We start from the raw sequence: 22,142 nt of genomic DNA on the forward strand, positions 1-22,142 counted from the left end.
ATGCCAACGCGCAGGCCGACCTGGAGCTGGGCGAGGAGTGGCACGTCAACGCCATCCCGGAGCTTCTGCGCGCCGTACGCGGCATGCCAGGGGTCGTGGGTGCGGGCGTCCGGCTGATCAAGACTGGGAACGGCGATTAGCGCCACCCGGCACAGCCCCCATACGGACCCGTTCCCGCCTTTTTGGCTGGCCCGGTATACTGCCCCGCTTCTGTGCCACCCCGTGCCCGAATGAATCCGAATTTCCTCGATTTTGAACAACCGATTGCCGAGCTGGAGGCCAAGATCGAGGAACTCCGGCACGCCAGCCATGGGCAGGCTTTCAATATCGATGATGAAGTCGGCCGCCTTCGCGAAAAGCTGAAGGTGAAGACTGCCGATATTTTCCGCACGCTGACGCCGTGGCAGATGACGCAGCTCTCGCGCCATCCCGGCCGCCCGTACACGCTCGATTACATCAGCGTGATGTGCGACGAATTCCATGAGCTCGCTGGCGACCGTGCCTATTCGGATGACGCCGCCATTGTCGGCGGCGTGGGCCGCATCAACGGTCGTTCGGTGGTCATCATCGGTCACCAGAAAGCGCGCGATACAAAAGGCAAGGTGCGCCGCAATTTCGGCATGCCGCGTCCGGAGGGTTACCGCAAGGCGCTGCGACTGATGAAGATGGCGGAACGTTTCAAACTCCCTCTGTTCACACTGATCGACACGCCTGGCGCATATCCGGGCGTCGGCGCGGAGGAACGTGGCCAGAGCGAAGCGATCGCGCGCAATCTGATGGAAATGGCCGAACTGAAGGTGCCGATCATCTGTACCGTCATCGGCGAAGGCGGTTCGGGTGGCGCGCTAGCCATTGGCGTGGGCGACCGCACGATCATGCTGCAATATTCAACCTATTCGGTGATCTCGCCCGAAGGTTGCGCATCCATTCTGTGGAAGAGCGCCGAGAAGGCCAAAGACGCCGCCGAAGCGCTGGGACTGATCGCCCCTCGTCTGCTCGAACTGGGCCTGGTCGACAAAGTCGTGCGCGAACCACTGGGCGGTGCGCATCGCAATCCACGCTCGATGGCCGTGCGCCTCAAGGCTGTGCTGCTCAACCAGCTCGATGAGCTGGAAGCCATTCCCGTGCCGGAACTGCTGGAGCAACGCTATCGCCGCCTGCGCGGTTACGGCGCCTACCACGAGTAATCTCGAAGGAATCCGCTTTCTGCGGCAGCCATCGAGCATGCGACGGCTGCCGCCCAAGCGTTACCATCCTGGCAATTCCACTCGGAACCTATGCCATGGCCAACGATCAAGCCACCAAACTTGCCGTGCTGATCGACGCCGACAACGCGCAGCCGTCCATCGCAGAAGGTCTGCTGGCTGAAGTCGCCAAGTACGGCACGGCGCATGTAAAACGCGCTTACGGCGACTGGACCAGCAATCACCTAAGAGGTTGGAAGGAACAACTGCTCACGCAGTCCATTCAGCCGATCCAGCAATTCGGTTACACCAGCGGCAAGAATGCGACCGATTCGGCCATGATCATCGACGCGATGGATCTACTTTATTCCGGACGCTTCGACGGCTTCTGCATCGTGTCGAGCGACAGCGATTTCACCCGCCTCGCCGCACGTATTCGCGAATCGGGTTTGATCGTTTACGGTTTCGGCGAACGCAAGACGCCGGAGCCATTTCTCGCGGCGTGCGACAAATTCATTTACACCGAGATCCTCTCGTCGAAACCCGACGAAGAACAGCCGCTCAAACCGCGGGCACCCGCTCAGCTGAAAAAGGACACCGGCCTTATCAACCTGCTGCGCAACGCGATCGATGCAGCATCCGACGATGAAGGCTGGGCAGGCTTGGGTGGCGTCGGTTCCATCATCACCAAACAACGCCCCAACTTCGATTCACGCAGCTATGGCTATGGCAAGTTGAGCGAACTGATCGACGCCATCGACTTGTTCGAACTTGATCGCCGCAGCCCTGGCGACGGACGACCGAAAGCCATTTACGTGCGCAACAAAAAATCGGTGGCGCGTGAACAGTCTTGAGCCGTTGCTTCAAATCGTGCTTCACGGGCTTTGCACGCAACCGGAAGGCTCACTCTGTGTCGCATACAGCGGCGGCCCCGATTCCACCGCGTTGCTGCATGCATTGGCGCATTTGCCCGAGGCACGCAAACGCGGTCTGCGCGCGTTACATGTCGATCATGGACTGAATCCGGAAAGCGCGAAGTGGTCGGCGCACTGTCTGGCCGTCTGCGCATTGCTTGGTGTGCATTGCGACGTGAAGTGCGCTTATGTCGACCGCTCCGGTGGCATCGGTCTGGAAGCTGCAGCGCGTGAAGCGCGCTACGCCGTCTTTATCGAACAGTTGCACGAGGGCGAGCGGCTCGTACTAGGTCATCATCAGGATGATCAGGTGGAAACCGTTCTGCTGAAGCTGCTGCGCGGTGCAGGACCGGAAGGATTGGGCGGCATGCGCGAGCAACGTCCATTGGGTCGCGGCATGCTCTGGCGTCCATTACTCGGTATTCCGCGCGACGTATTGCGCGAGTATGTCCGCGCACATGCATTGCCGTATGTCGATGACCCGTCCAATGACGACACCCGTTTGGCGCGCAATCATCTACGCCATCATGTCCTGCCACCATTGAAAGCATATTGGCCGCAAGCTGCGGCATCGATCGCGCATAGCGCGAGCTTGTCTCGAACGGCTGCCGATACGCTTCAGAACGAGTGGTCTGCCGCGCTCGAAAACTTGCGCGAGGACACCACCAACAGCCTTGATGTCACCGGCTGGCTCGCACTACCCGCCGCACTGCGCGAACCGCTGCTTGCACATTGGCTGCACGCGCAAGGCTTGCCTGCCCCCACCACAGTGCAACGCCATCAAATCGAACGCCAATGCACCGCACAGGATGGTCAACTACCCTGCATTCGTTGGCCGGGTGCCGAAGTGCACGTCTGGAAAAAACGGATGTGGGCCATGGTGCCGCGCAAACCTTCCACATGGACTGATGCGCTGCACTGGCAAGGCGAACCACTGCGCTTGCCGGACGGCGGCCTGCTGACGCTGGAGCCCGATGCAAAGCTTCCTGTTGCGCTCAACATCCACTGCCGCCAGGGCGGCGAACGGATCAAACCGGCTGGCGACCGGCACACGCGCGATTTGCGGTCGCTGTTCCAGACGGGCGCCATTCCACCGTGGCAGCGCGACACATGTCCGCTGCTCTATGAAGACAACGTGCTGATTGCAGTGGCCGACCGCTGGCTGAGCGAGCGCGCCGAAACTATGTTCCGTCAGGCTGGCGCGCGTCCGCGATGGCAGTCCCCGCCGTCGAACCCGTCACCCGGCGATTGACGAAATACATCAGCATCAACGATATCAGCGTGGTGCAGACCAACACATCACCCAGCACATCGAAGTGCAGAAGCCGACCGTCGCCGACCTGCACGACCACCAGCCCACCCAACACGGCAGCAAGACCGCCCGATACCTGCTGCAAGGAAGAACTGATCGACATGTACGCACCGCGATCGGACGGCTTGGGTAGCGCCGACATCAATGCCGACGACGAAATGATGCGCGAGAAAATACCAAGCTGGAGCAGCGCGCTGACACCAATCAACGGCCACAAGGCCAGATTGGACAGGCGGGTATAAATAACCACCATCACAATCGTCACCGCACAACCAAAAGCAAACACACGGTACTTGCCGAATTTATCGCTCGCACGACCGATCAGCGGCCCGGTTACCGCCGAGATCAAACCTGTCACCAAATACACCAGCGTCAATTGATCCACCGAAATACCCACGTTATGCACCAGGAACAACGTGGAATAAGGCATCAGCAGAAAGCCGCCAATGGATAGCAACGCGGTGGCGACGAAACCGATCAGGTAACTGCGCGTGGACAAGGTGTGCAACAAGTGGTGCAGCGGATTCTTATCCGGGCGCAACGCCAGATGTGCGGTCACGGGACGCAGGCGTCCGATAATTGCCCCGCCCACCACGGTGCATACCGTCACGATGAAGAAGAACGGCGCATTCCAGCCCCAATGGCTGGAGAGAAACAGACTCATCGGCAAGCCCAGCACGGAACTGGCGGCGAATGCCGTCTGGATGAAACCCATCACGCGCCCGCGCATCGACAACGGAAACAAGTCGGTGACGATGGCCATGGATGCCGCTCCGACGACGCCGGCAAACAAGCCGGTCACCGAGCGCGCGATGAGCAAGCTCATGTAGCTATGTGCGAGCCCGCAGAGCAACGTGCCGAGCATGAAGCCGCTGTAGAAAACCAGCAGCAGTTTTTTCCGGTCGAAGCGATCGGCAAAACCGGCCGCGAGAAGACCGGAAACGCCAGCTGCAAACGCATAAGCCGACACCACATCGCCGAATTGCCCGGGCGTGATGTGCAAGGCCGGCACCACCAACGCACCGAGTGGCGCCAGCAGCATGAAATCCAACACGATAGTGAACTGCAGGAACGCCAGCACGGCCACCACGAATTTCTGATAGCCGGAAAAGCCCGTGCCGCCCGGCTCGGCGGCATGCAATGACGAGGTATTGCTCACGAGGACTCCGTTGGCGATTCGCGCCAGATACGTACAGCATGGGATATGTCGTAAGATATAATTTCGATATATCGAAATCAAGCCCCGTAATTGATCGCTTCCGTGAAAACTTCCGCGCTACGCAATGGCGACCTCAAAAGACCCACGGCAGCGATTGATTCCGCCATGACGCTGCGCTAGCGTTGCCGGCCATGGCCAAGTCCTCTCCCGCACCTGTTGAAACCGCACCCGTCGCCGATTTCGAGCACTCGCTCGACGAACTGGAGCAACTGGTGGCACGCATGGAAGGGGGAGAGATGAGCCTGGATGAGTCGCTAAGCGCCTTCGAGCGCGGCATTGGCCTGTATCGCCACTGCCAGCAGGCTCTCGATAAGGCCGAGCTGCGTGTTCGTCTGCTGCTCGATCCCGAAGCTCCCGATACCGCCGAACCGTTTGAACCCGAAGCCTGAACTGAGTGCGGCCCTTCGCGAACTGATCGCCCGAGCCGAGCGCGCACTAGGCGATGTATTGCCGCCCGATGACGAGGTTCCCGTCGATCTGCATCGCGCCATGCGTTATGCCGCGCTGGGCGGCGGTAAACGACTGCGCCCATTACTCACCTACGCCACTGGTTTTGCGCTGGCCCACGACGGTGCGGATCTTGATGCGCCCGCGTGCGCCGTCGAATTGATTCACGCCTATTCGCTCGTGCACGACGATCTGCCGGCCATGGACGACGACGATATGCGCCGCGGTCGTCCCACGTGTCATATCGTGTTCGGCGAAGCGATGGCCATTCTCGCGGGCGATGCCCTGCAAGCGCTCGCTTTCGAAATTCTTGCGCGCGGCAATCGCGCACGCGGCATGGAGATGCTGAGCACGCTCGGTTACGCATGCGGAGCAGAAGGTATGGCCGGTGGTCAGGCGCTCGATCTCACGGCAACGGGACGCACGTTGACGCTGCCCGAACTGGAATACATGCACGCCTGCAAAACCGGTGCATTGATTCGCGCTGCCGTGCGGCTGGGTGCACTAACCGCTGGCGCAGACAAGCCATCGATGGAATCGCTGGATCGTTACGCCTCTGCCGTCGGCCTCGCCTTCCAGGTCCGCGACGACATTCTGGATGTCGAAGGCGAATCCGACGTGCTCGGCAAAACGGCGGGCAAAGATGTGGTGCAGGGAAAATCTACGTTCCCAGCGTTAATGGGTATGGACGCATCACGCGCAAGGCTGGCAGAGCTGACGCAAACCGCGCTCGACGCCATCGAACCTTTCGGCGTACGCGGCGAACTGCTGCGCGAGCTTGCGCTCTACGCAGCACATCGCCAGCACTAAGGTTTACTTGATAAAGCGCAACGCGAAGGGATAGCGGTAACGCACACCTTCGTTCGCTTTCACGGCTGCAACGATGGTGAGCACCAGCCATGCAACGCCGATGATGATCCACATCGGGATCGCGATGATCAAACCGATGCCGAACGTGATGATCGACAACACCAGCAACACCAGCGATGCCAGGGCCACGGTGATGTTGAAGTTCAGCGCTTCCTTGGCTTGATCGTTGACGAAGGGCATGGTGTCTTTCTTCACCAGCCAGATGACCAGCGGGCCGACAAAACAACCCCAGCCCCGCCCGACGGAAGCGGTAAGCAAACCGCCCAGCAAGGCTGACAGATGAGCCATCATCGCCCACGTACGCTCTTCAGCAGGAATGTCGCCAGCGGCTGCTTGTTCACTGGCCGGCGGCGGGACTACAGACTCGGGCGGAACGCTCATACGCATCTCCTTCAAGCCGTGCAAACCCCGGCTTTTTGCCGGTCCAAAGCATCCTAGCAGAGCGCAGGAACGTGCGGCGTGAAGCGTTACTCGCCTGCGATGGTCATCCGACCGAGCAGAATCGAACCCGTCAATAGATGGGATCGCTTGTCCACATCCGCCCCCACGGCCTGAATGCCTGCCAGCATGTCGCGCAGGTTAGCGGCGATGGTGATCTCCTCCACCGGGTAAGCAATCTGGCCGTTCTCGACCCAGAAGCCGGCAGCGCCGCGAGAGTAATCGCCGGTAATGGTGTTCACACCCTGCCCCATCACCTCGGTCACCAACAGGCCCGTACCCAGACGATTGAGCATGCTGTGGAAGTCGTCGGCCTTGCCGCCGTCGCCATGACCCGGTTCGACAACCAGGTTATGAATGCCGCCGGCGTTGCCCGTCGACTCAAGACCCAGCTTGCGCGCGGAATAGCTGCCGAGGATATAACGAGCAAGTACGCCGTTTTCGATCAGTGCACTGTCGCGCGTCGCGACGCCTTCGGCATCGAACGCGCCCGAGCCCTGACCACCCATGAGATACGGGCGCTCCACGATGTTCAACCACGACGGCATGACTTGCTTGCCAGCATGGTCGACCAAAAAACTGGCGCGGCGATACAACGCGCCGCCGCTGACGGCACCGATCAAATGGCCGATCAAGCCGCGCGCAATATCAGGCGAGAACATCACCGGACATTGGCGTGTCGACAAACGCCGCGCACCGACGCGCGCCAGCGTGCGTTCGGCGGTTTTGTTGCCAAGCGCCTTCGCACTCATGAAATCTTTCGCACTACGCACGCTGTCGTACCAGTAATCGCGCTGCATGCCCGCTTCATCGCCCGCGATCAGCGACAACGACAGGGAATGACGCGTGCCGCGCTCGCGACCGACAAAACCGTGTGAGTTCGCGTACACCGAAACGCTCTCGCCCGTCTGCACGCTGGCACCTTCGGAATTGGTGATGCCGGTGTGGGCGCGCCCTGCATCCTCGATGTCCTGCCCTAATGCGATGGCACCGGCCGTATCGATGGCCCAGGGGTGCCACAGATCGAGGTCAGGGAATTGCGTGGCCATGCGCGACGCATCGGCCAGGCCCGAGGCCGGATCTTCTTCCGTGTAACGCGCAATGGCGCAGGCCTGTTCCAGCGTGGCCTGAATCGAATCGGCATTCAGATCGGCGGTGCTGGCCGAACCCTTGCGCTGGCCGAAGTAAACCGTGAGGCCAAAGCCGCGATCACGCGTGTGTTCGACCGTTTCCACCTCGCCCAGACGCACGTTCACGTTGAGGCCCGTATCGATGCTGGCCGACACCTCTGCCTGGCTGGCACCGGCCGCGCGGGCGCGACGGATCACTTCTTCGGCCAGTTCGGACAATCGGTCGAGTTCGCGCTGGCTGGCGTCCTGGCTGATGGCAACTTCGCTCACGTAGGCTTCCTGAAGGGCTGGCGGGTACAATAGGCAGACATGGGGCCTTTTCGCCCCATTGGCAATCCTTAAGTCGTCAAGGTTGCCACAGGAGCGACCATGTCCATAGCCACCGGCATCTATCGTCACTACAAAGGCCAGAGCTACCGCGTGCTGGGTACTGCCCTGCACAGCGAAACGATGGAAGAGCTGGTCGTCTATCAGGCTCTCTACGGCGACCATGGCCTGTGGGTGCGACCTGCCACGATGTTCGCCGAAACCGTCGAACTCGAAGGTGAGCCGATCCCACGCTTCGCATTGATCGACGCCACGCCCGGTGAAACACGACCAGGCACTTGAAGAACCGGAAACGCTAGTGAATCGCACGTACACCGACAATCCCGAGCACGACTACGGCCCCACCCGCACACAACAACGCCGCGACGCGTTGGCGGTGCTGGCGTTGGCCATGCAATTGGTCGAACTGCCGCCGAGTAAACTCGCCCGTGCAAACCTGCCGGAAGATGTGCTGCGCGAAGTTGAAAACACGCGCCGCATCACCGCGCATATCGCACGCAAGCGCCAGTTGGGTTTCCTCGCCAAAGTCATGCGCCGCCACGAAGACGACGCCTACGACGGCCTGCGCACGTTGCTAGGTGAGAACCGCGAGCAGTTGCGCAAGGAAACCGCCGCAATGCATCGACTTGAAGCGTTCGCGATCGACTGCTGGACGACGACAACGCGTTGCAAGAGCTGATCGATCAATATCCGGCGATCGATCGTCAACATGTGCGCTCTCTCGTCCGGGCGGCGCGCGTCGAGCGCGATGGCAACAAACCACCGCGCGCGTATCGCGAGATATTCCAGTTGCTGAAACAAGTCAGCGCAGAAGCAGACACAGACGAAGACGCTTGATCGCAAGCGTCTTCATGTCGCTCAGGATGCGGTACCGCCTACCGTCATCGCATCCACACGCAAGGTCGGCTGACCCACGCCAACCGGCACACTCTGTCCTTCCTTGCCGCACACGCCGATGCCTTCATCGAGTGCGAGATCGTTGCCGATCATCGACACGCGCGTGAGCACATCCGGGCCGCTGCCAACAAGCGTGGCGCCTTTCACCGGTGCAGTGATTTTGCCGTCTTCAATGAGATAGGCCTCACTGGCGGAGAACACGAACTTGCCATTGGTGATATCGACCTGACCGCCCCCAAAGTTCACGGCGTACAGGCCACGCTTCACTGAGCGAATAATTTCTTGCGGATCGTGCTGACCGGCGAGCATGTACGTGTTGGTCATACGCGGCATCGGCAATTGCGCGAACGATTCGCGGCGGCCGTTGCCCGTGGGTACCATACCCATCAGGCGCGCGTTGAGTTTGTCTTGCATGTAACCCTTGAGAATGCCGTCTTCGATCAGCGTGGTGCATTCGGTGGGCGTGCCTTCGTCATCCACCGTGAGCGAACCGCGACGACCCTGCAGCGTGCCATCGTCGACCACGGTGACACCCGGTGCAGCAACGCGCTGGCCCATGCGACCGGCGAATGCGGAACTACCCTTGCGATTGAAATCGCCTTCCAGACCGTGCCCGATGGCTTCGTGCAACAACACACCCGGCCAACCGGGGCCAAGCACGACCGTCATCGTGCCAGCCGGCGCATCGATCGAATCCAGATTGACCAGCGCCTGACGCACGGCTTCATCCGCGAACGCCATTGCTCGACCATTTTCCAGCAGCTCGCGATAGCCATAACGACCGCCACCGCCGGCGTAACCTTGCTCACGGCGACCGTTCTGCTCAGCGATCACCTGCACGCTCAAGCGCACCAGCGGACGCACATCCGCAGCGAGCGTGCCATCCGAGCCCGCCACGAGCACGGTATCGAGCGTTGCGCTGAGACTGACGATGACTTGCTTGACGCGCGGATCGCGCGAACGCGCATACGCGTCGACTTCGCGCAGCACAGCGATCTTGTCGGGGTTGGGCAAGCTGTCGACCGGGTCGATGGCCGGATAGAGCTGCCGCGCACCATGCAACGCCAGCGGCTTGCCGGCACCGTTGCCACCATGCGCAATGGCGCGAGCCGCCTTGGAGGCTTCCAGCAACTGCGGTAAGACAATTTCGTCGGAGTACGCGAAACCGGTTTTCTCGCCGCTCATCGCCCGGACGCCAACGCCCTGTTCGATCGAGTGGCTGCCGTCCTTCACGATGCCCTCTTCCAGCACCCAGGACTCGCTGCGCGAATGCTGGAAATAGAGGTCGGCGGCATCGATGGAAGGGCCCATCAGCTGCGTGAACACACGGTCGAGGTCACCCGTACCCAGTCCACCGGGGGCAAGAAGGCGGCTCTCGGCCTGTGCGATAAGGGAGCTCATGATTTTAAGACCAGTCTGAATCAACGGTGGGAGATAATCTGGGGGCGGATCAGGTAACTTAAACCCGCGCCGGCAAGCGTTCGATCATATCGCAGGACGTCCGGCACCGTAGGCAGATTTGCCTGTCACATCGCAGTGGAAAGGATCCCATGACTGACCCCTCCAGGCAGGACTCGCTCGGCAACATCCTCAAGAGCACGATTGAGCACCCGGTCAAGGAAACCAAAGAGCTTTTGCATCAGGACGGCAAGCTGAAACCCGGACAAGGAACGGTGACCAGCGTGATCGCTCTCTCGCTGGGCTTTCTCAGCCTGCTGGCGGTGCTGGCGTTTCATTTCCCGCAATATCTGACGACACCGGACCTGCGTCATCGCTATTCGGTCGACGTATTGCGACAGCTGTTGCTTGCTGCGCTACTGATCGCCGGAGGCATGTCGCTGGGCAACGTAATTCTCGGACGGCGCCGCCCGATCAATATCCTCTCATTCGTTATGGTGCTGCTGGCTACTGCGCTGGGTGGTTCGCGCGTGCCTGTCGGCAATTTTCCGGATCACACGCCTTATGTCGGCCTGGATTGGTTCATTCTCGATTTGTTGGGTTCGACACTAATCTTTGTCGTGATCGAAAAACTGTTCCCGCTCTACAAGGGGCAGGCAGTGTTTCGCAAAGAATGGCAAACCGATCTGAAGCATTTCGCCGTCAATCATTTCATTGTCGGACTGGTGCTGCTGATCGTGAACTTTCTGCTGCATCACTTGTTTGGACGTCTACAAAGTGCGGACTTTCAGCAATACGTGCAGCACATTTCGTTCGTGCCGCAATTGTTGCTCTGCATCCTGGTGGCGGATCTCTCGCAGTACTGGACGCACCGTGCGTATCACGAAGTGCCGTTTCTCTGGCGTTTTCACGCCGTGCACCACAGCGTCAAGACCATGGACTGGCTGGCCGGTTCGCGTCAGCACATGCTTGAGCTGATCGCGACACGCGTTTGTGTGCTCGCACCGCTCTATGTGCTCGGTTTCAGCGAAGCGGTGATGAATGCATACATTCTTGTGGTCGGATTCCAAGCGGTTTTCAACCACGCGAACGTGCACATTTCGTGGGGACCCCTGAGATATCTGATCGTGACGCCCGATTTTCATCATTGGCATCACGCATCCGACGAGGAAGCGATCGACCGCAACTACGCCGCGCACTATGCGTTTCTGGACTATCTGCTCGGCACCGCAGTGAAGTCGAAAAACAAGTTTCCGGAAAAATACGGTGTCGTGGGTGACTACATGCCCGATGGTTTCATCAGGCAGCAGCTCTTTCCGTTCAACGGCAGCACAAAGGCTGCATCACAGAACGAGTGATACCGCGCTAATGACTTGACGTTGCTGCAGGAGCCGGCACGGACGACGCAGTTGCCGGCTGTGCTGCGGACGAAGCTGCCGCAGGCGCCGTTACCGTTTCCGTCGCGCCCTTGGTCATCACGGGTTTGTCCCATGTGCCACCGATGCTATAGCGCTGCACAGCGACGTGGTTGAGACCTTTGCCCAGAATGCCCTGCACGGCAAAACCCGCCGCGGCACCAACGGGTCCGGCAACCACCGCACCGACCATGGGCAAGCTGTTGCCGATATGCGGCACGATGACGACCTGCTGGTCGTAATCCTTCGCGCGTAGGCCCGTGCGGCCGGTAATGGTTATTTCCGCCGCGGGGCCATGAATCTTTACGTTGTCGGTGTAGGCATTGCCATCGTGCAGACGGAAATCACCCGTTATCACGTCGAAGCCGAAACCCTTGCCGAAAACGTCGCCGAAGTCGAGCGACAGTCGACGCGGAAAGTCCGCGATAGAGGCCAGGCCGAAGAAGCGACCGCGAAGTCCCGGTGACGCCTGCAGGATATGCCCGTCGGTGACGTTCACATTGAGCGTGCCTTCCATGTTGTCCAGCTCAAAGGCCCAGGGGCCGCCCGGCCACGTGGCGTTGAGCTGATCGTGCGTCTTGCCACCCTGGAAGATGCCCGTGAAACCGAACGCGCTGAGCATGTCGCCCAGATTGCCAGCGTTGAAATCCACGCGCAGATGCGTGCTGCTCTTGGTGGGCGTCCCGTTCCAGTCGCCGCTGCCGCTAACCTGCGCACTCTTCGATTGCGTGGATAGCTGATCGATATGCATGCCGCTGGAGGTGGGCCACGTTTCCAGACGTGCTTGCCCGAGCTTCGCATCGTCCAGACGCAAATCGCTCACCCAGATATGCATGGGCGGCATGCCGGCCGGATCCATGCCGGTGTTGGCCGGATCGGTTTCCGGCACGACAGGCGCACCCGGTTTCTTGCCCGGCTGCACCGGTTCTTTCAACCAATAAAGACGTTGCAGGCGGGCAGTAATGCCGCGCTTGGAAAGCTCTGTTTCCGGCACGCTGAAATGACCCGCCGCGGCGGCGCTATCGACATCGAGCTCCAGCGCGTCGCCCTTCGGTGCCGCGGTGATATGCATCTGCTGAAAGTCGCGACCGAACATCTGTGCGTGTTCGGTGGTGACGTCGATGGTTTCCAATGCCAGACCGTTGTTTGCGGTGCCTCCACCGATGGACTGCTTCACCCAGCCGCTGACATCCAGTTGCGGCGCATCGCCACTGATGCGCATGCCCTTGACGGGAAGACTGTCAGGCATGTCGGTGCCAAAGGCGAACGTTGCGGCCAGCGGCGTTTGATCATTCGGCGGCAGACGCATTCGTCCGCGCATGACGTCGCCGACTGAAATCTCCACATTGCTGTCAGCCTCGGGTAGGTCCATCGCAAGATGCAGCGGCATGCTGCCTTCGGCGTTCTTGCTCAATGGCACGGGGAAATTCAGAGCAATGCCCGAGAGCGGCGAATCGATGCTTAACGTCTGCGCGCCAGACGTTCCATCCACTGAATGCGCAATTTCATAGCCGACGCTGAATTGGCTACGCCCGTTTGCAACGTCGGTCAACCATTTGAGTTGCGGATAATCCTGCAGCAGCTCGGTCACGGTGTAGTTGCCGGTAAGCGTGGCGGCCACCACTTTGTTCGGATCATTCGTCGCGCCTGCGATCGCCAGATCCAGCTGCGAAGGTTCTCCATGAAAGCCACCCGTCAGCGGGCCCGCATGGAAGCCATGCTGATCGAACGTCGCCGGGCCACCCAATTTGTCGAGCTGCAATTTGAATTGCGGCGCACTGACATCGACATCCTTCAACTGCGCAGTGCCGTTGAGCAGAAAATCGTGCATCGCGTTCATCGGCAGCGACATGTGGAAATCAAACGTGCCAGTACCGCCAAGCTTGAATTTGGAAAGCGCATCCGCCTGCTTTCTTGCAATGGGACTGGTGCCGACGAAGTTCAGCATGTCCGAGGCACTGCCATTGCCACTGACGTTGAGATCCAGCACGGTGTGCGCCAGTTCTGGAATCACTGCCACCGCATGGGTCACATTGACGTTGAGCGACTGCCCGGAAGTGGCCTGCACCACCACACCGGCATCGATAAAGTCGGCCGTCGCGTTGATGTGCTGCGCGACAGGCCAATCCTTGCCATAACTCAAGGTGAGATCGTTGATCTCGGCATGCCCTTCGAAACGGCCTTCATTGTGATGGAACGGCCAATTCGCGAGACTGCCGCGCACGAACACCGACGTGTTGTCGAGCTTGCCTGCGACGAACGCCTGATCCAGCCACGCAATGGCGGGAGGCGACATGGAATCGATGGGCCAGAACAGCTTTGCCGCCGGAAGATCGGCGTGCGTCAGCGCGACATACACATCAAGGAACGGGCGTTCACCGTCGTTGGGAAGCTGGATATCGCCTTGCGCATTGCCGCCATACCCCTCGCCTTCGAAATCCATGCCGACGATGCCGATGTGGAACGCATCGTCATCGCGCCAGAACGCGAAATCGCCCACGAGATTGCTCATTACGAAGGGTTTGCGGAAGGTATGCTGGAAATTGATCGCGGTGGCCTGCGCCGGGATCTCCAACGAGATCGCTTCGGCATCGCCGCGCACCTGTCCATGCAGATGATCCACACCCGGTAACTTGCCCACCGACGTGATGCCCAGATTGTCAAAACTGCCTTGCAGCGACTGCAGACCGGCAGCCGCTGTCCAATGCAACGCCGCGTGATCAATCTGACCATGCGGTTCGCCCGTAGCCAGCCACGCTGCGAGTCCTGGCGACATGCCGGGCTTCAATCCCAGCCATGGCAATAGCGGACCAATCTGCAGATTGCTCGCCGCGACGTTGACGGCCGCTTGCGGTGTGCCCAACTGATTGAGCTCCATGAGCAACGCGCTGCCGTCGTTACCTGACCAACGGAAGGTGTCACCCGTATCGCCACGACGCAGTTCAGCGATACCGCTTATCGCTGGCACGGATGCCTTAATGCCCGCCGGGTTGGTCACCGCGGGATCGTGCAGATCGAACTGAAAGAGATTGCGCACGATCTTGCCATTCTGCCAATCCATCCATGCGGCGATATTGCCCTGACCGCTGTTCACGATATAGCCGCCCAGATCGATGCCGGCGAGCATCGCGTGCAAGTCGGCATTGTTGGTCGACAGCCAGAACTTGCCGCTGCTACCGTCATCGCGGAAGCGGCCTGCGCCTTGTAGCTCACCGGTGGCGCCCAATCGATGCAGGCGGGTCCCGACACGAATGTGGTTTGCCTGATGCGTCAGACGCAACTGATCGGCGAGCAAGGTGTAATGCTCGCCCAAACGCGCGTCATTGATTTCAACGCGCAGGTCATCGAGCCAAAGCTCGACAGAGAGATGGCCCAGCGAAATGTTTTGACGCTGCGTGTTCCCCGTTTCGCCGATGCCGTTGATGTGCCAACTTCCGTCTGCATCGCGACTCAGATCGAGCTCGAGTCCGCGTGCTTCGAGATTGATCAGATGGCGCGACGGAAACAGCCAGCCGCCGAAATCGAGCTTGAGATCGCCTTCGGGGATGTGCAACGGACTTCCACCGTTCTCGGGCCCCACCGTGACGTCGCGCATGATGAAGCGCGGACCGGAAGGTTCCCAGTGGCCGTCTAATGATTTGAACGAGACCTCGCGGTGAAGCCGATCACTAAGTTCTTTGGCAACCCACTCCGGATGTCTTGCCAGAAGCGGCGACAGAACCTGCGCCAGTGCTGCAGTCAAAGCAAGCATGATGACCAGCACGCCCACGACCCAAGCGGTCAGGCGTGTGATGCGATGCGCTACGCGTTGCCATCGTTTGCTCACCGTAAACCTGCATCAAAGCAATACGACATCGAACTGTTCCTGCGAGTAATGCTCCTCAGGCTGGAAGCGTATGCTTTTGGAGATGAACTCTTCCAGTTCGGCAACCGCCGTGGACTCCTCTTCAAGGATGCGATTTACCACTTTTGGGCTCGCCATCACTAAAAGTTTTTGCGCATTGAACTGACGGACCGCTCGGGTGATTTCGCGGAAGATTTCGTACGTGACCGTCTCGGCCGTTTTCACCGTGCCACGCCCCATGCACGCCGGGCACGGTTCGCACAATTGGCGCTCCAGACTTTCGGTGGTGCGCTTGCGCGTCATCTCGACCAGGCCCAGTTGCGACATCGGATAGACCGTGGTTTTGGCATGATCGCGCGTCAAACCCTTTTCGAGCATCCGGATAACCTGACGTTTGTGCTCCTCGTCGGTCATGTCGATAAAGTCGATGATGATGATGCCGCCAAGATTTCGCAGCCTCAGCTGACGCGATGCCGCCTGCGCCGCCTCCAGATTGGTCCGATAAACGGTTTCCTCCAGATTGCGTGTACCGAGGTAACCACCGGTGTTCACGTCGATGGTGGTCATGGCCTCGGTCTGATCGACGATCAGGTACCCGCCGGACTTCAACGGCACTTCCTTGCGAAGCGCGCGCTGGATTTCATCTTCCACGCCATACAGATCGAAGATCGGACGCTCGCCGGAATAGTGTTCGATGCGATCGTCCAGGCTGGGCATGAACTTGTGGACAAACTTCGCCACTTTCTCGAACGTCTCGCGCGAATCGACGCGAACTTTTTCGATGTCGTCGTTGAGAAGATCGCGTAAGGCGCGCAACGGTAGCGAAAGTTCTTCGTAGACGCGCTCACCGACCTTGGCCTTGGCAATGTTTTCCTGCACGACGCGCCAGACCTTGCCCAGATATGTGACGTCGAACGCCAGCGATTCGGCGGACTGTTCCTCCGCGTTTGTACGCACGATGTAGCCAAGCGGGTTATCGCCAATGAGCGGCGTCAGCACGTCCTTTAGACGTTGCCGCTCGGTTTCCTCTTCAATGCGCGTGGAGATGCCGAGCGTGCGCGCGTGCGGCAGCAGCACCAGATACCGCGAAGGGATCGACAGATGCGTGGAAAGCCGCGCGCCCTTGGTGCCGATGGGGTCTTTCACCACCTGCACGACGATCTCCTGGCCTTCGTGCACCAGTTCGCTGATCGTAGGCATATGGCCGTTGCCATTGCTGCCGGTGCTCAGTTCAGTACCGTCGGGCAATGGCGGCCGGACAATATCCGAGGCATGCAGGAACGCGGCGCGTTCCAGCCCAATATCTACGAACACGGCCTGCATGCCGGGCATTACGCGTTGCACCCGTCCTTTGTAGACATTCCCCACATAGCCACGCCGGGACGTTCTTTCGACATGCAACTCCTGCAACATGCCGTTTTCCACCACGCCGACTCGCGTCTCGCGCGGGGTTACATTGATCAGAATTTCTTCACTCACCGGCATCCCCAAAGCTGAAGGGCCTTTATAGCGGCTGCGCGCGAGAACTGTCGATGCAAAAAGTCCGTCTACTCCTGTACTGCAGCGTTCGGTAAATTGAATTCATGCCTTTAGCCCGCCAAAGCCTGCCTCGAACTGACACCTCGATCCTGCCCGACGTGCTGCGCCCCGGGCTGCGCCTGGTGTTTTGCGGCACGGCCGCAGGCAAGCGATCGGCCCAGGAAGGGGCCTATTACGCCCATCCTGGCAACCTCTTCTGGCGTGCGCTTTTCCAGGCCGGGCTGACGCCGCGTCTTTTGGCCCCGGCCGAATTCCCGCTGCTGCCCGAATTCGGCATCGGGCTCACCGATCTGGCGAAACGACATTCGGGTAACGACGATGAACTGCCCAAAGACGCGTTCGACGTGTCCGGCCTGCGGTCGAAGATCGACATCTATTCGCCTGGCGTGCTGGCCTTCACCAGCAAGAATGCAGCGCGCGCTGTGCTGGGGCCGGCCATCCACTATGGCGCGCAACTACAGCCGCTGGGCACAACCCGCGTTTACGTACTGCCCTCGCCATCGGGTCAGGCGCGAGGTCACTGGAGCCTTGTTCCATGGCAGGCGTTGGCCAAAGACATCCGGCCAACGCCTCAAGATCGATAATTTAGCCATCCAAACGACGGAATGATTCGCAAAAACTCGTGCGGCATTGAAAACATGGCATTTTTTCGCTGCTCGTAATTCCATGCGAAATCGTGCATTGCGTATGGCATATGGTTGCCGTCACGAAAATTGTCTAGGCTACTAATTCTCGACAACCCCAAAAGTCAGCTACCTGTTGCATGTACCGCAGACGCGTGGGCTGATGGAAATCTCCGGTTATGTGGATCGTCAAAATCGCGCTTGAGCGACCGCTCACCTTTATCGTTCTTGCGCTGCTCTTAATGATCTTGGGACCGTTGGCGATCCTGCGTACACCGACCGATATTTTTCCGAACATCGATATTCCTGTCGTTTCGGTGGTGTGGCAGTACACCGGCCTGCCCGCCGATGACATGAACAACCGCATCGTCACCGGTTTCGAGCGCTCGCTTACCACCACCGTCAACGATATCGAGCACACCGAGACCACCTCGCTCAATGGCGTGGGCCTGATCAAAGTCTTCTTCCAGCCGAACGTGAAGATCGATATGGCCGTAGCGCAGGTCACGGCGATTTCGCAGACGCTGCTCAAGTCGATGCCCGCCGGCTCAACGCCGCCGCTGATCCTGGTGTACAACGCGTCGACCGTGCCGGTGCTGCAGTTCGCGCTGTCGTCGAAGTCATTGTCGGAATCGACGATCTTCGACGATGCCAACCAGATCGTGCGTACATTCGTTACCTCGGTGCGCGGCGCAGCGACACCTTATCCGTATGGCGGCAAGCAGCGTCAGGTGCAGGTCGACATCAATCCGCAGGCACTCCTTGCGCATCGCCTAGCGCCGTCCGATGTGGTGTCGGCCATCGCCAACCAGAACCTGATTCTGCCGGCTGGTACGGAAAAAATTGGCGACACCGAATACAGCATCCGCTTGAACGGCAGTCCGCTCAACGTGGATGAGCTCAATAACGCGCCGATCAAAACCGTCAACGGCATCACCACGTATATCCGTGACGTCGCGCACGTGCACGATGGCTCCCCGCCGCAAACCAACATTGTGCGCGTGAACGGTCAGCGCGCGGTGCTGATGTCGATTCTTAAGATCGGCGACGCTTCCACGCTGGATATCGTCGACAGCCTGCAGGGCATGCTGCCGGCGATCCGCGCGGCCATTCCGAAAGAGCTGGATATCCATTCGCTATCGGATCAGTCGCTGTTCGTACGCGCGGCGATTTCCGGTGTGATTCGCGAGGGTGCGATCGCCGCCGGCCTCACGGGCCTGATGATCCTATTGTTCCTGGGCTCATGGCGTTCCACGCTGATCATCGCGATCTCGATTCCGCTGTCGATTCTCGCCTCGATCATTGCGCTGTCGGCATTGGGCGAGACGATCAACATCATGACGCTGGGCGGTCTCGCGTTGGCCGTGGGTATTCTCGTCGACGACGCCACCGTGACGATCGAGAACATCAACTCGCATCTTGAGGAAGGCAAAGAGGTCTACGATGCGATCATGGAAGGCGCGCATCAGATCGCGGTGCCGGCGTTCGTGTCGACGTTGTCGATCTGTATCGTGTTCGTGCCGATCTTCTTCCTTGGCGGTGTGGCCAAATATTTGTTCGCGCCGTTGGCCGAAGCCGTCGTGTTCGCGATGATGGCCTCCTACGTTTTGTCGCGAACGCTGGTGCCGACGCTGTCGCTGTATTGGCTCAAGAAGCACGATCACGATGCAAAGCCGACTGGCGCGCTCAGCCGCTTCCAGCACGGCTTCGAAAACCGTTTCGAGCGTCTTCGCAACGGCTATCACGGCGCGCTGGAAACAACAGAAAGGCATCGCGGTCTCTTCGCTATCCTTTTCTTTGCCAGCTGTACGCTGTCGGTGGGATTGCTGGTGCCGTGGCTGGGTCGCGACTTCTTCCCGTACGTGGACGGCGGACAGATCAAGCTGCACTTCCGCGCGCCGACCGGCCTGCGCATCGAAGAAACCGCGCGATTGGCCGATGGCATCGAGGGCGTGATCCGGCAGACGATTCCCAAAGAGGAACTAACCAGTATCGTCGATACGCTGGGGCTGCCGTACAGCGGTATCAATCTGTCGTACAGCAACACCGGCGTAATCGGTACGTCCGATGGCGATATCTTCGTGACGCTCGATGAAGATCATCACCCCACCATCGATTACGTGCGTAGCTTGCGTGCGCAACTCAAGCAGAAATATCCCAGCGTGGTGTTCTCATTCCTGCCGGCGGATATCGTGGGCCAGATTCTGAATTTCGGTGCGCCCGCGCCGATCGACGTACAGGTGTCCAGTCACGACCCCAATGCATCGGTAAAGATCGCCAAGGAATTGTATGGCGACTTGGTACATGTGCCAGGTTTGGTGGATGTGCGCATCCAGCAGGCACAGAACCTGCCGCAGATCAACGTCAACATCGATCGTACACGTGCCAGCATCGTCGATCTGACAACGAATGACGTCGCCAGCAACTTGCTCACCGCATTGGCGGGGTCCACGCAGGTCAACCCCACGTTCTGGGTCGATCCGAAAACGGGCATCAGTTACAGCCTCGCCACGCAGGCGCCGCAATATCGACTCGATACCTTGCAGGCGTTGAAGAATCTGCCTATCACCAGCCTGACTGGCGCGGTGCCTGCTTCGTCGAGCACAGCCGGTAGCAATCCCGGCGCTCCGAGCCAGATCCTCGCGAATCTGGCTAGTTTTGGACGCAGCTTTGGCCCTGCCGTGGTCTCGCACTACAGCACCCGTCCGCTGATCGACATCTACGGTTCGGTCGATCGTGCCGACCTGGGCAGTGTGGGCGCCGACGTGCAGCGCATTGTCGATCAGCATTCCAAAAACCTTCCGCGCGACTTGAACATCGACATCCGTGGTCAGGTGAAGACCATGCAGGCTTCGTACGCAGGACTGTTGGGCGGTCTGGCCTTTGCGATCATCTTGGTTTACTTGCTGATCGTGGTGAACTTCCAGAGTTGGCTCGATCCGCTGATCATCATTGCCGCCCTGCCCGCGGCACTTGCCGGTCTGGTGTGGATGCTTTTCCTCACGCATACGCCATTGTCGGTACCCGCATTGATGGGTGCGATCATGTGTATGGGCGTGGCGACGGCAAACTCGATTCTGGTGATCAGCTTCGCGCGTGAACGCCTCGATCACCACGACGATCCGGTCAAGGCGGCCCTCGAAGCGGGCTACCAGCGCTTCCGTCCGGTGTTGATGACCGCGTTGGCGATGATCATCGGCATGGTGCCGATGGCGCTTGGCCTTGGCGAAGGCGGCGAGCAAAACGCACCACTGGGCCGTGCCGTGATCGGTGGCTTGCTGCTGGCGACTGCCGCCACCCTTTTCTTCGTCCCGACCTTTTTCAGTCTGCTGCACCGGCGCCGTAAGGCTCGCCGCGATGCCGCTGCCGCGTGAGATCCCTCTATGTCCAGTGCTAACGTAAATTCTCCGCATCAATCCGGCAAACCTTCACACGGTGCGCGCCTCGTCCTTATCGGACTGGGCGTCGTGCTCGTGGTGCTGGCCGGCTACGGCATCGTCAAACGCCTCCACGATCGCCACACGCTGACCGACGACACCAATCGCAACGCTGTCGCCACCGTCAACGTGATGACACCAAAGGCTGCGCCGAAGGATCAGCAGCTTACGCTGCCCGGTACGGTGGCCTCCTGGCAGGATGCGCAGATCTACGCTCGTACGACCGGCTATGTGGCGAAGTGGTATGTAGATATCGGTGAACGCGTGAAGAAAGGCCAGCTGCTAGCCGATCTGGATACGCCCGACGTCGACAACCAACTGCTGCAAGGCAAAGCGCAGATGCGTACCGACGAAGCAAACATGAACTTCGCAAAGATCACCGCAGATCGCTTCGAAAAGCTTGTCGCGCAAGGGTTGGTGGCAGCACAGACTGGCGATCAGGACGTCGCGCAATACCGGGCCGACCTCGCCACCGTGGAGGCCGACGCCGCCAACGTCGCGCATTTGCAGAATCTGGAAGATTTCAAACACATCATTGCGCCATTCGATGGCGTGATCACCCAGCGCAATCTCGACATCGGCGCGTTGATCGACGCTGGCTCAACGGGCAGCAACCTGTTCCTGATCGCCGACACCTCGAAACTACGCATCTATGTGGACGTGCCCGAAACCTTCGCAGGCAGCATCAGCGTGGGTATGCCGGCGCAGGTCAGCCTGAATACCTATGGCGCCAAGCCGGTCACCGGCACCGTAGCACGCACCGCTGAGGCGCTCGATCCGACCACACGCACTCTGCGTACGGAAATCGACATCGACAACGCGAGTGAGGAGCTGGTGCCGGGCGTATACGCAAACGTCAAATTGGGTGTTTCAACCACCACGCATGATTACACCGTACCTGCCAACACTGTGCTCTTCCGCAGCGAGGGCTTGCGCGTGGCACTCGTGGACGATCAGCAACATGTGCATCTGCAACCGATCACGCTGGGACGCGACTTCGGCAGCACAGTAGAAGTAACCGAGGGCCTGCAGGACAACGACCGTATCGTGATCAGCCCGCCCGACTCGATGTATGAAGGTCAGCAGGTCAACGTTGCGCAGAACGACAACAATTCGAAGCAGCAGCAAGAAGCGGCGCCGAAGTAAGC

At 59.7% G+C, this 22,142-nt stretch carries 16 protein-coding genes and 1 pseudogene; 11 read left to right on the forward strand and 6 right to left on the reverse strand.

Features of this window, described 5'->3' with window-relative positions; all coding sequences use genetic code 11:
- Nucleotides 1-230 precede the first annotated feature (230 nt).
- From VK725_RS13765 to tilS, 3 genes are all read left to right on the forward strand, one after another.
- Nucleotides 231-1,187 carry an acetyl-CoA carboxylase carboxyltransferase subunit alpha gene (locus VK725_RS13765; RefSeq protein WP_325318629.1) on the forward strand — a complete coding sequence of 319 codons (957 nt, stop codon included), beginning with the start codon at nt 231-233 and terminating at the stop codon, nt 1,185-1,187.
- Between the two features lie 95 nt (nt 1,188-1,282).
- Entirely contained in the window at nt 1,283-2,038 is a 756-nt protein-coding gene (locus VK725_RS13770) for an NYN domain-containing protein (protein WP_325318630.1), read from the forward strand.
- Nucleotides 2,025-3,350, forward strand: a complete 1,326-nt coding sequence (gene tilS, locus VK725_RS13775) for a tRNA lysidine(34) synthetase TilS (RefSeq protein ID WP_325318631.1) — start codon at nt 2,025-2,027, stop codon at nt 3,348-3,350. The genes VK725_RS13770 and tilS overlap by 14 nt, the downstream gene beginning before the upstream one ends.
- Here tilS and VK725_RS13780 read toward each other — a convergent pair.
- The gene (locus tag VK725_RS13780) at nt 3,280-4,569 is read right to left on the reverse strand and encodes an MFS transporter (protein WP_325318632.1); all 1,290 of its coding nucleotides are present in this window, start codon (nt 4,567-4,569) and stop codon (nt 3,280-3,282) included. The genes tilS and VK725_RS13780 overlap by 71 nt on opposite strands.
- A 191-nt stretch (nt 4,570-4,760) precedes the next feature.
- Between VK725_RS13780 and VK725_RS13785 the strand changes: the two genes are divergently transcribed.
- Nucleotides 4,761-5,018 carry an exodeoxyribonuclease VII small subunit gene (locus VK725_RS13785; protein ID WP_325318633.1) on the forward strand — a complete coding sequence of 86 codons (258 nt, stop codon included), beginning with the start codon at nt 4,761-4,763 and terminating at the stop codon, nt 5,016-5,018.
- A gap of 1 nt (nt 5,019) precedes the next feature.
- Complete coding sequence (locus VK725_RS13790; RefSeq protein WP_325318661.1) at nt 5,020-5,886, forward strand: farnesyl diphosphate synthase; 867 nt, start codon at nt 5,020-5,022, stop codon at nt 5,884-5,886.
- 3 nt (nt 5,887-5,889) lie between these two features.
- Here VK725_RS13790 and VK725_RS13795 read toward each other — a convergent pair whose 3' ends face one another.
- The gene (locus tag VK725_RS13795) at nt 5,890-6,327 is read right to left on the reverse strand and encodes a DUF4870 domain-containing protein (protein WP_325318634.1); all 438 of its coding nucleotides are present in this window, start codon (nt 6,325-6,327) and stop codon (nt 5,890-5,892) included.
- 86 nt (nt 6,328-6,413) lie between these two features.
- Complete coding sequence (gene pmbA, locus VK725_RS13800) at nt 6,414-7,784, reverse strand: metalloprotease PmbA (protein WP_325318635.1); 1,371 nt, start codon at nt 7,782-7,784, stop codon at nt 6,414-6,416.
- A 99-nt stretch (nt 7,785-7,883) separates the two neighbouring features.
- Between pmbA and VK725_RS13805 the strand changes: the two genes are divergently transcribed.
- Together VK725_RS13805 and yjgA are read left to right on the forward strand one after the other, a co-directional pair.
- The gene (locus VK725_RS13805; RefSeq protein WP_325318636.1) at nt 7,884-8,123 is read left to right on the forward strand and encodes a DUF1653 domain-containing protein; all 240 of its coding nucleotides are present in this window, start codon (nt 7,884-7,886) and stop codon (nt 8,121-8,123) included.
- 109 nt (nt 8,124-8,232) lie between these two features.
- Nucleotides 8,233-8,678: pseudogene (gene yjgA, locus VK725_RS13810) on the forward strand (ribosome biogenesis factor YjgA).
- Nucleotides 8,679-8,699: 21 nt separating this feature from the next.
- Here yjgA and tldD read toward each other — a convergent pair.
- On the reverse strand, nt 8,700-10,142 hold the full coding sequence (gene tldD / locus VK725_RS13815) for a metalloprotease TldD (protein ID WP_414648508.1): 1,443 nt from the start codon (nt 10,140-10,142) through the stop codon (nt 8,700-8,702).
- A 146-nt stretch (nt 10,143-10,288) separates the two neighbouring features.
- Between tldD and VK725_RS13820 the strand changes: the two genes are divergently transcribed.
- Entirely contained in the window at nt 10,289-11,494 is a 1,206-nt protein-coding gene (locus VK725_RS13820; RefSeq protein ID WP_325318638.1) for a sterol desaturase family protein, read from the forward strand.
- 7 nt (nt 11,495-11,501) lie between these two features.
- On the opposite strand, the gene VK725_RS13825 is transcribed toward VK725_RS13820, so the two are convergent.
- Together VK725_RS13825 and rng are read right to left on the reverse strand one after the other, a co-directional pair.
- Nucleotides 11,502-15,377, reverse strand: a complete 3,876-nt coding sequence (locus VK725_RS13825; protein WP_325318639.1) for a YhdP family protein — start codon at nt 15,375-15,377, stop codon at nt 11,502-11,504.
- A gap of 12 nt (nt 15,378-15,389) precedes the next feature.
- Complete coding sequence (gene rng / locus VK725_RS13830) at nt 15,390-16,874, reverse strand: ribonuclease G (protein ID WP_325318640.1); 1,485 nt, start codon at nt 16,872-16,874, stop codon at nt 15,390-15,392.
- Nucleotides 16,875-16,978: 104 nt separating this feature from the next.
- Here rng and VK725_RS13835 point away from each other — a divergent pair, with 104 nt between their 5' ends.
- From VK725_RS13835 to VK725_RS13845, 3 genes are all read left to right on the forward strand, one after another.
- On the forward strand, nt 16,979-17,518 hold the full coding sequence (locus tag VK725_RS13835) for a mismatch-specific DNA-glycosylase (protein ID WP_325318641.1): 540 nt from the start codon (nt 16,979-16,981) through the stop codon (nt 17,516-17,518).
- A gap of 218 nt (nt 17,519-17,736) precedes the next feature.
- Nucleotides 17,737-20,931 (forward strand): efflux RND transporter permease subunit, encoded by a 3,195-nt coding sequence (locus VK725_RS13840; RefSeq protein WP_325318642.1) that lies wholly within the window; start codon nt 17,737-17,739, stop codon nt 20,929-20,931.
- A gap of 9 nt (nt 20,932-20,940) precedes the next feature.
- Nucleotides 20,941-22,140, forward strand: a complete 1,200-nt coding sequence (locus tag VK725_RS13845) for an efflux RND transporter periplasmic adaptor subunit (protein WP_325318643.1) — start codon at nt 20,941-20,943, stop codon at nt 22,138-22,140.
- Nucleotides 22,141-22,142 lie beyond the last annotated feature (2 nt).

Source organism: Dyella sp. (assembly GCF_035486915.1).
Classification (GTDB): Bacteria; Pseudomonadota; Gammaproteobacteria; order Xanthomonadales; family Rhodanobacteraceae; genus Dyella_B.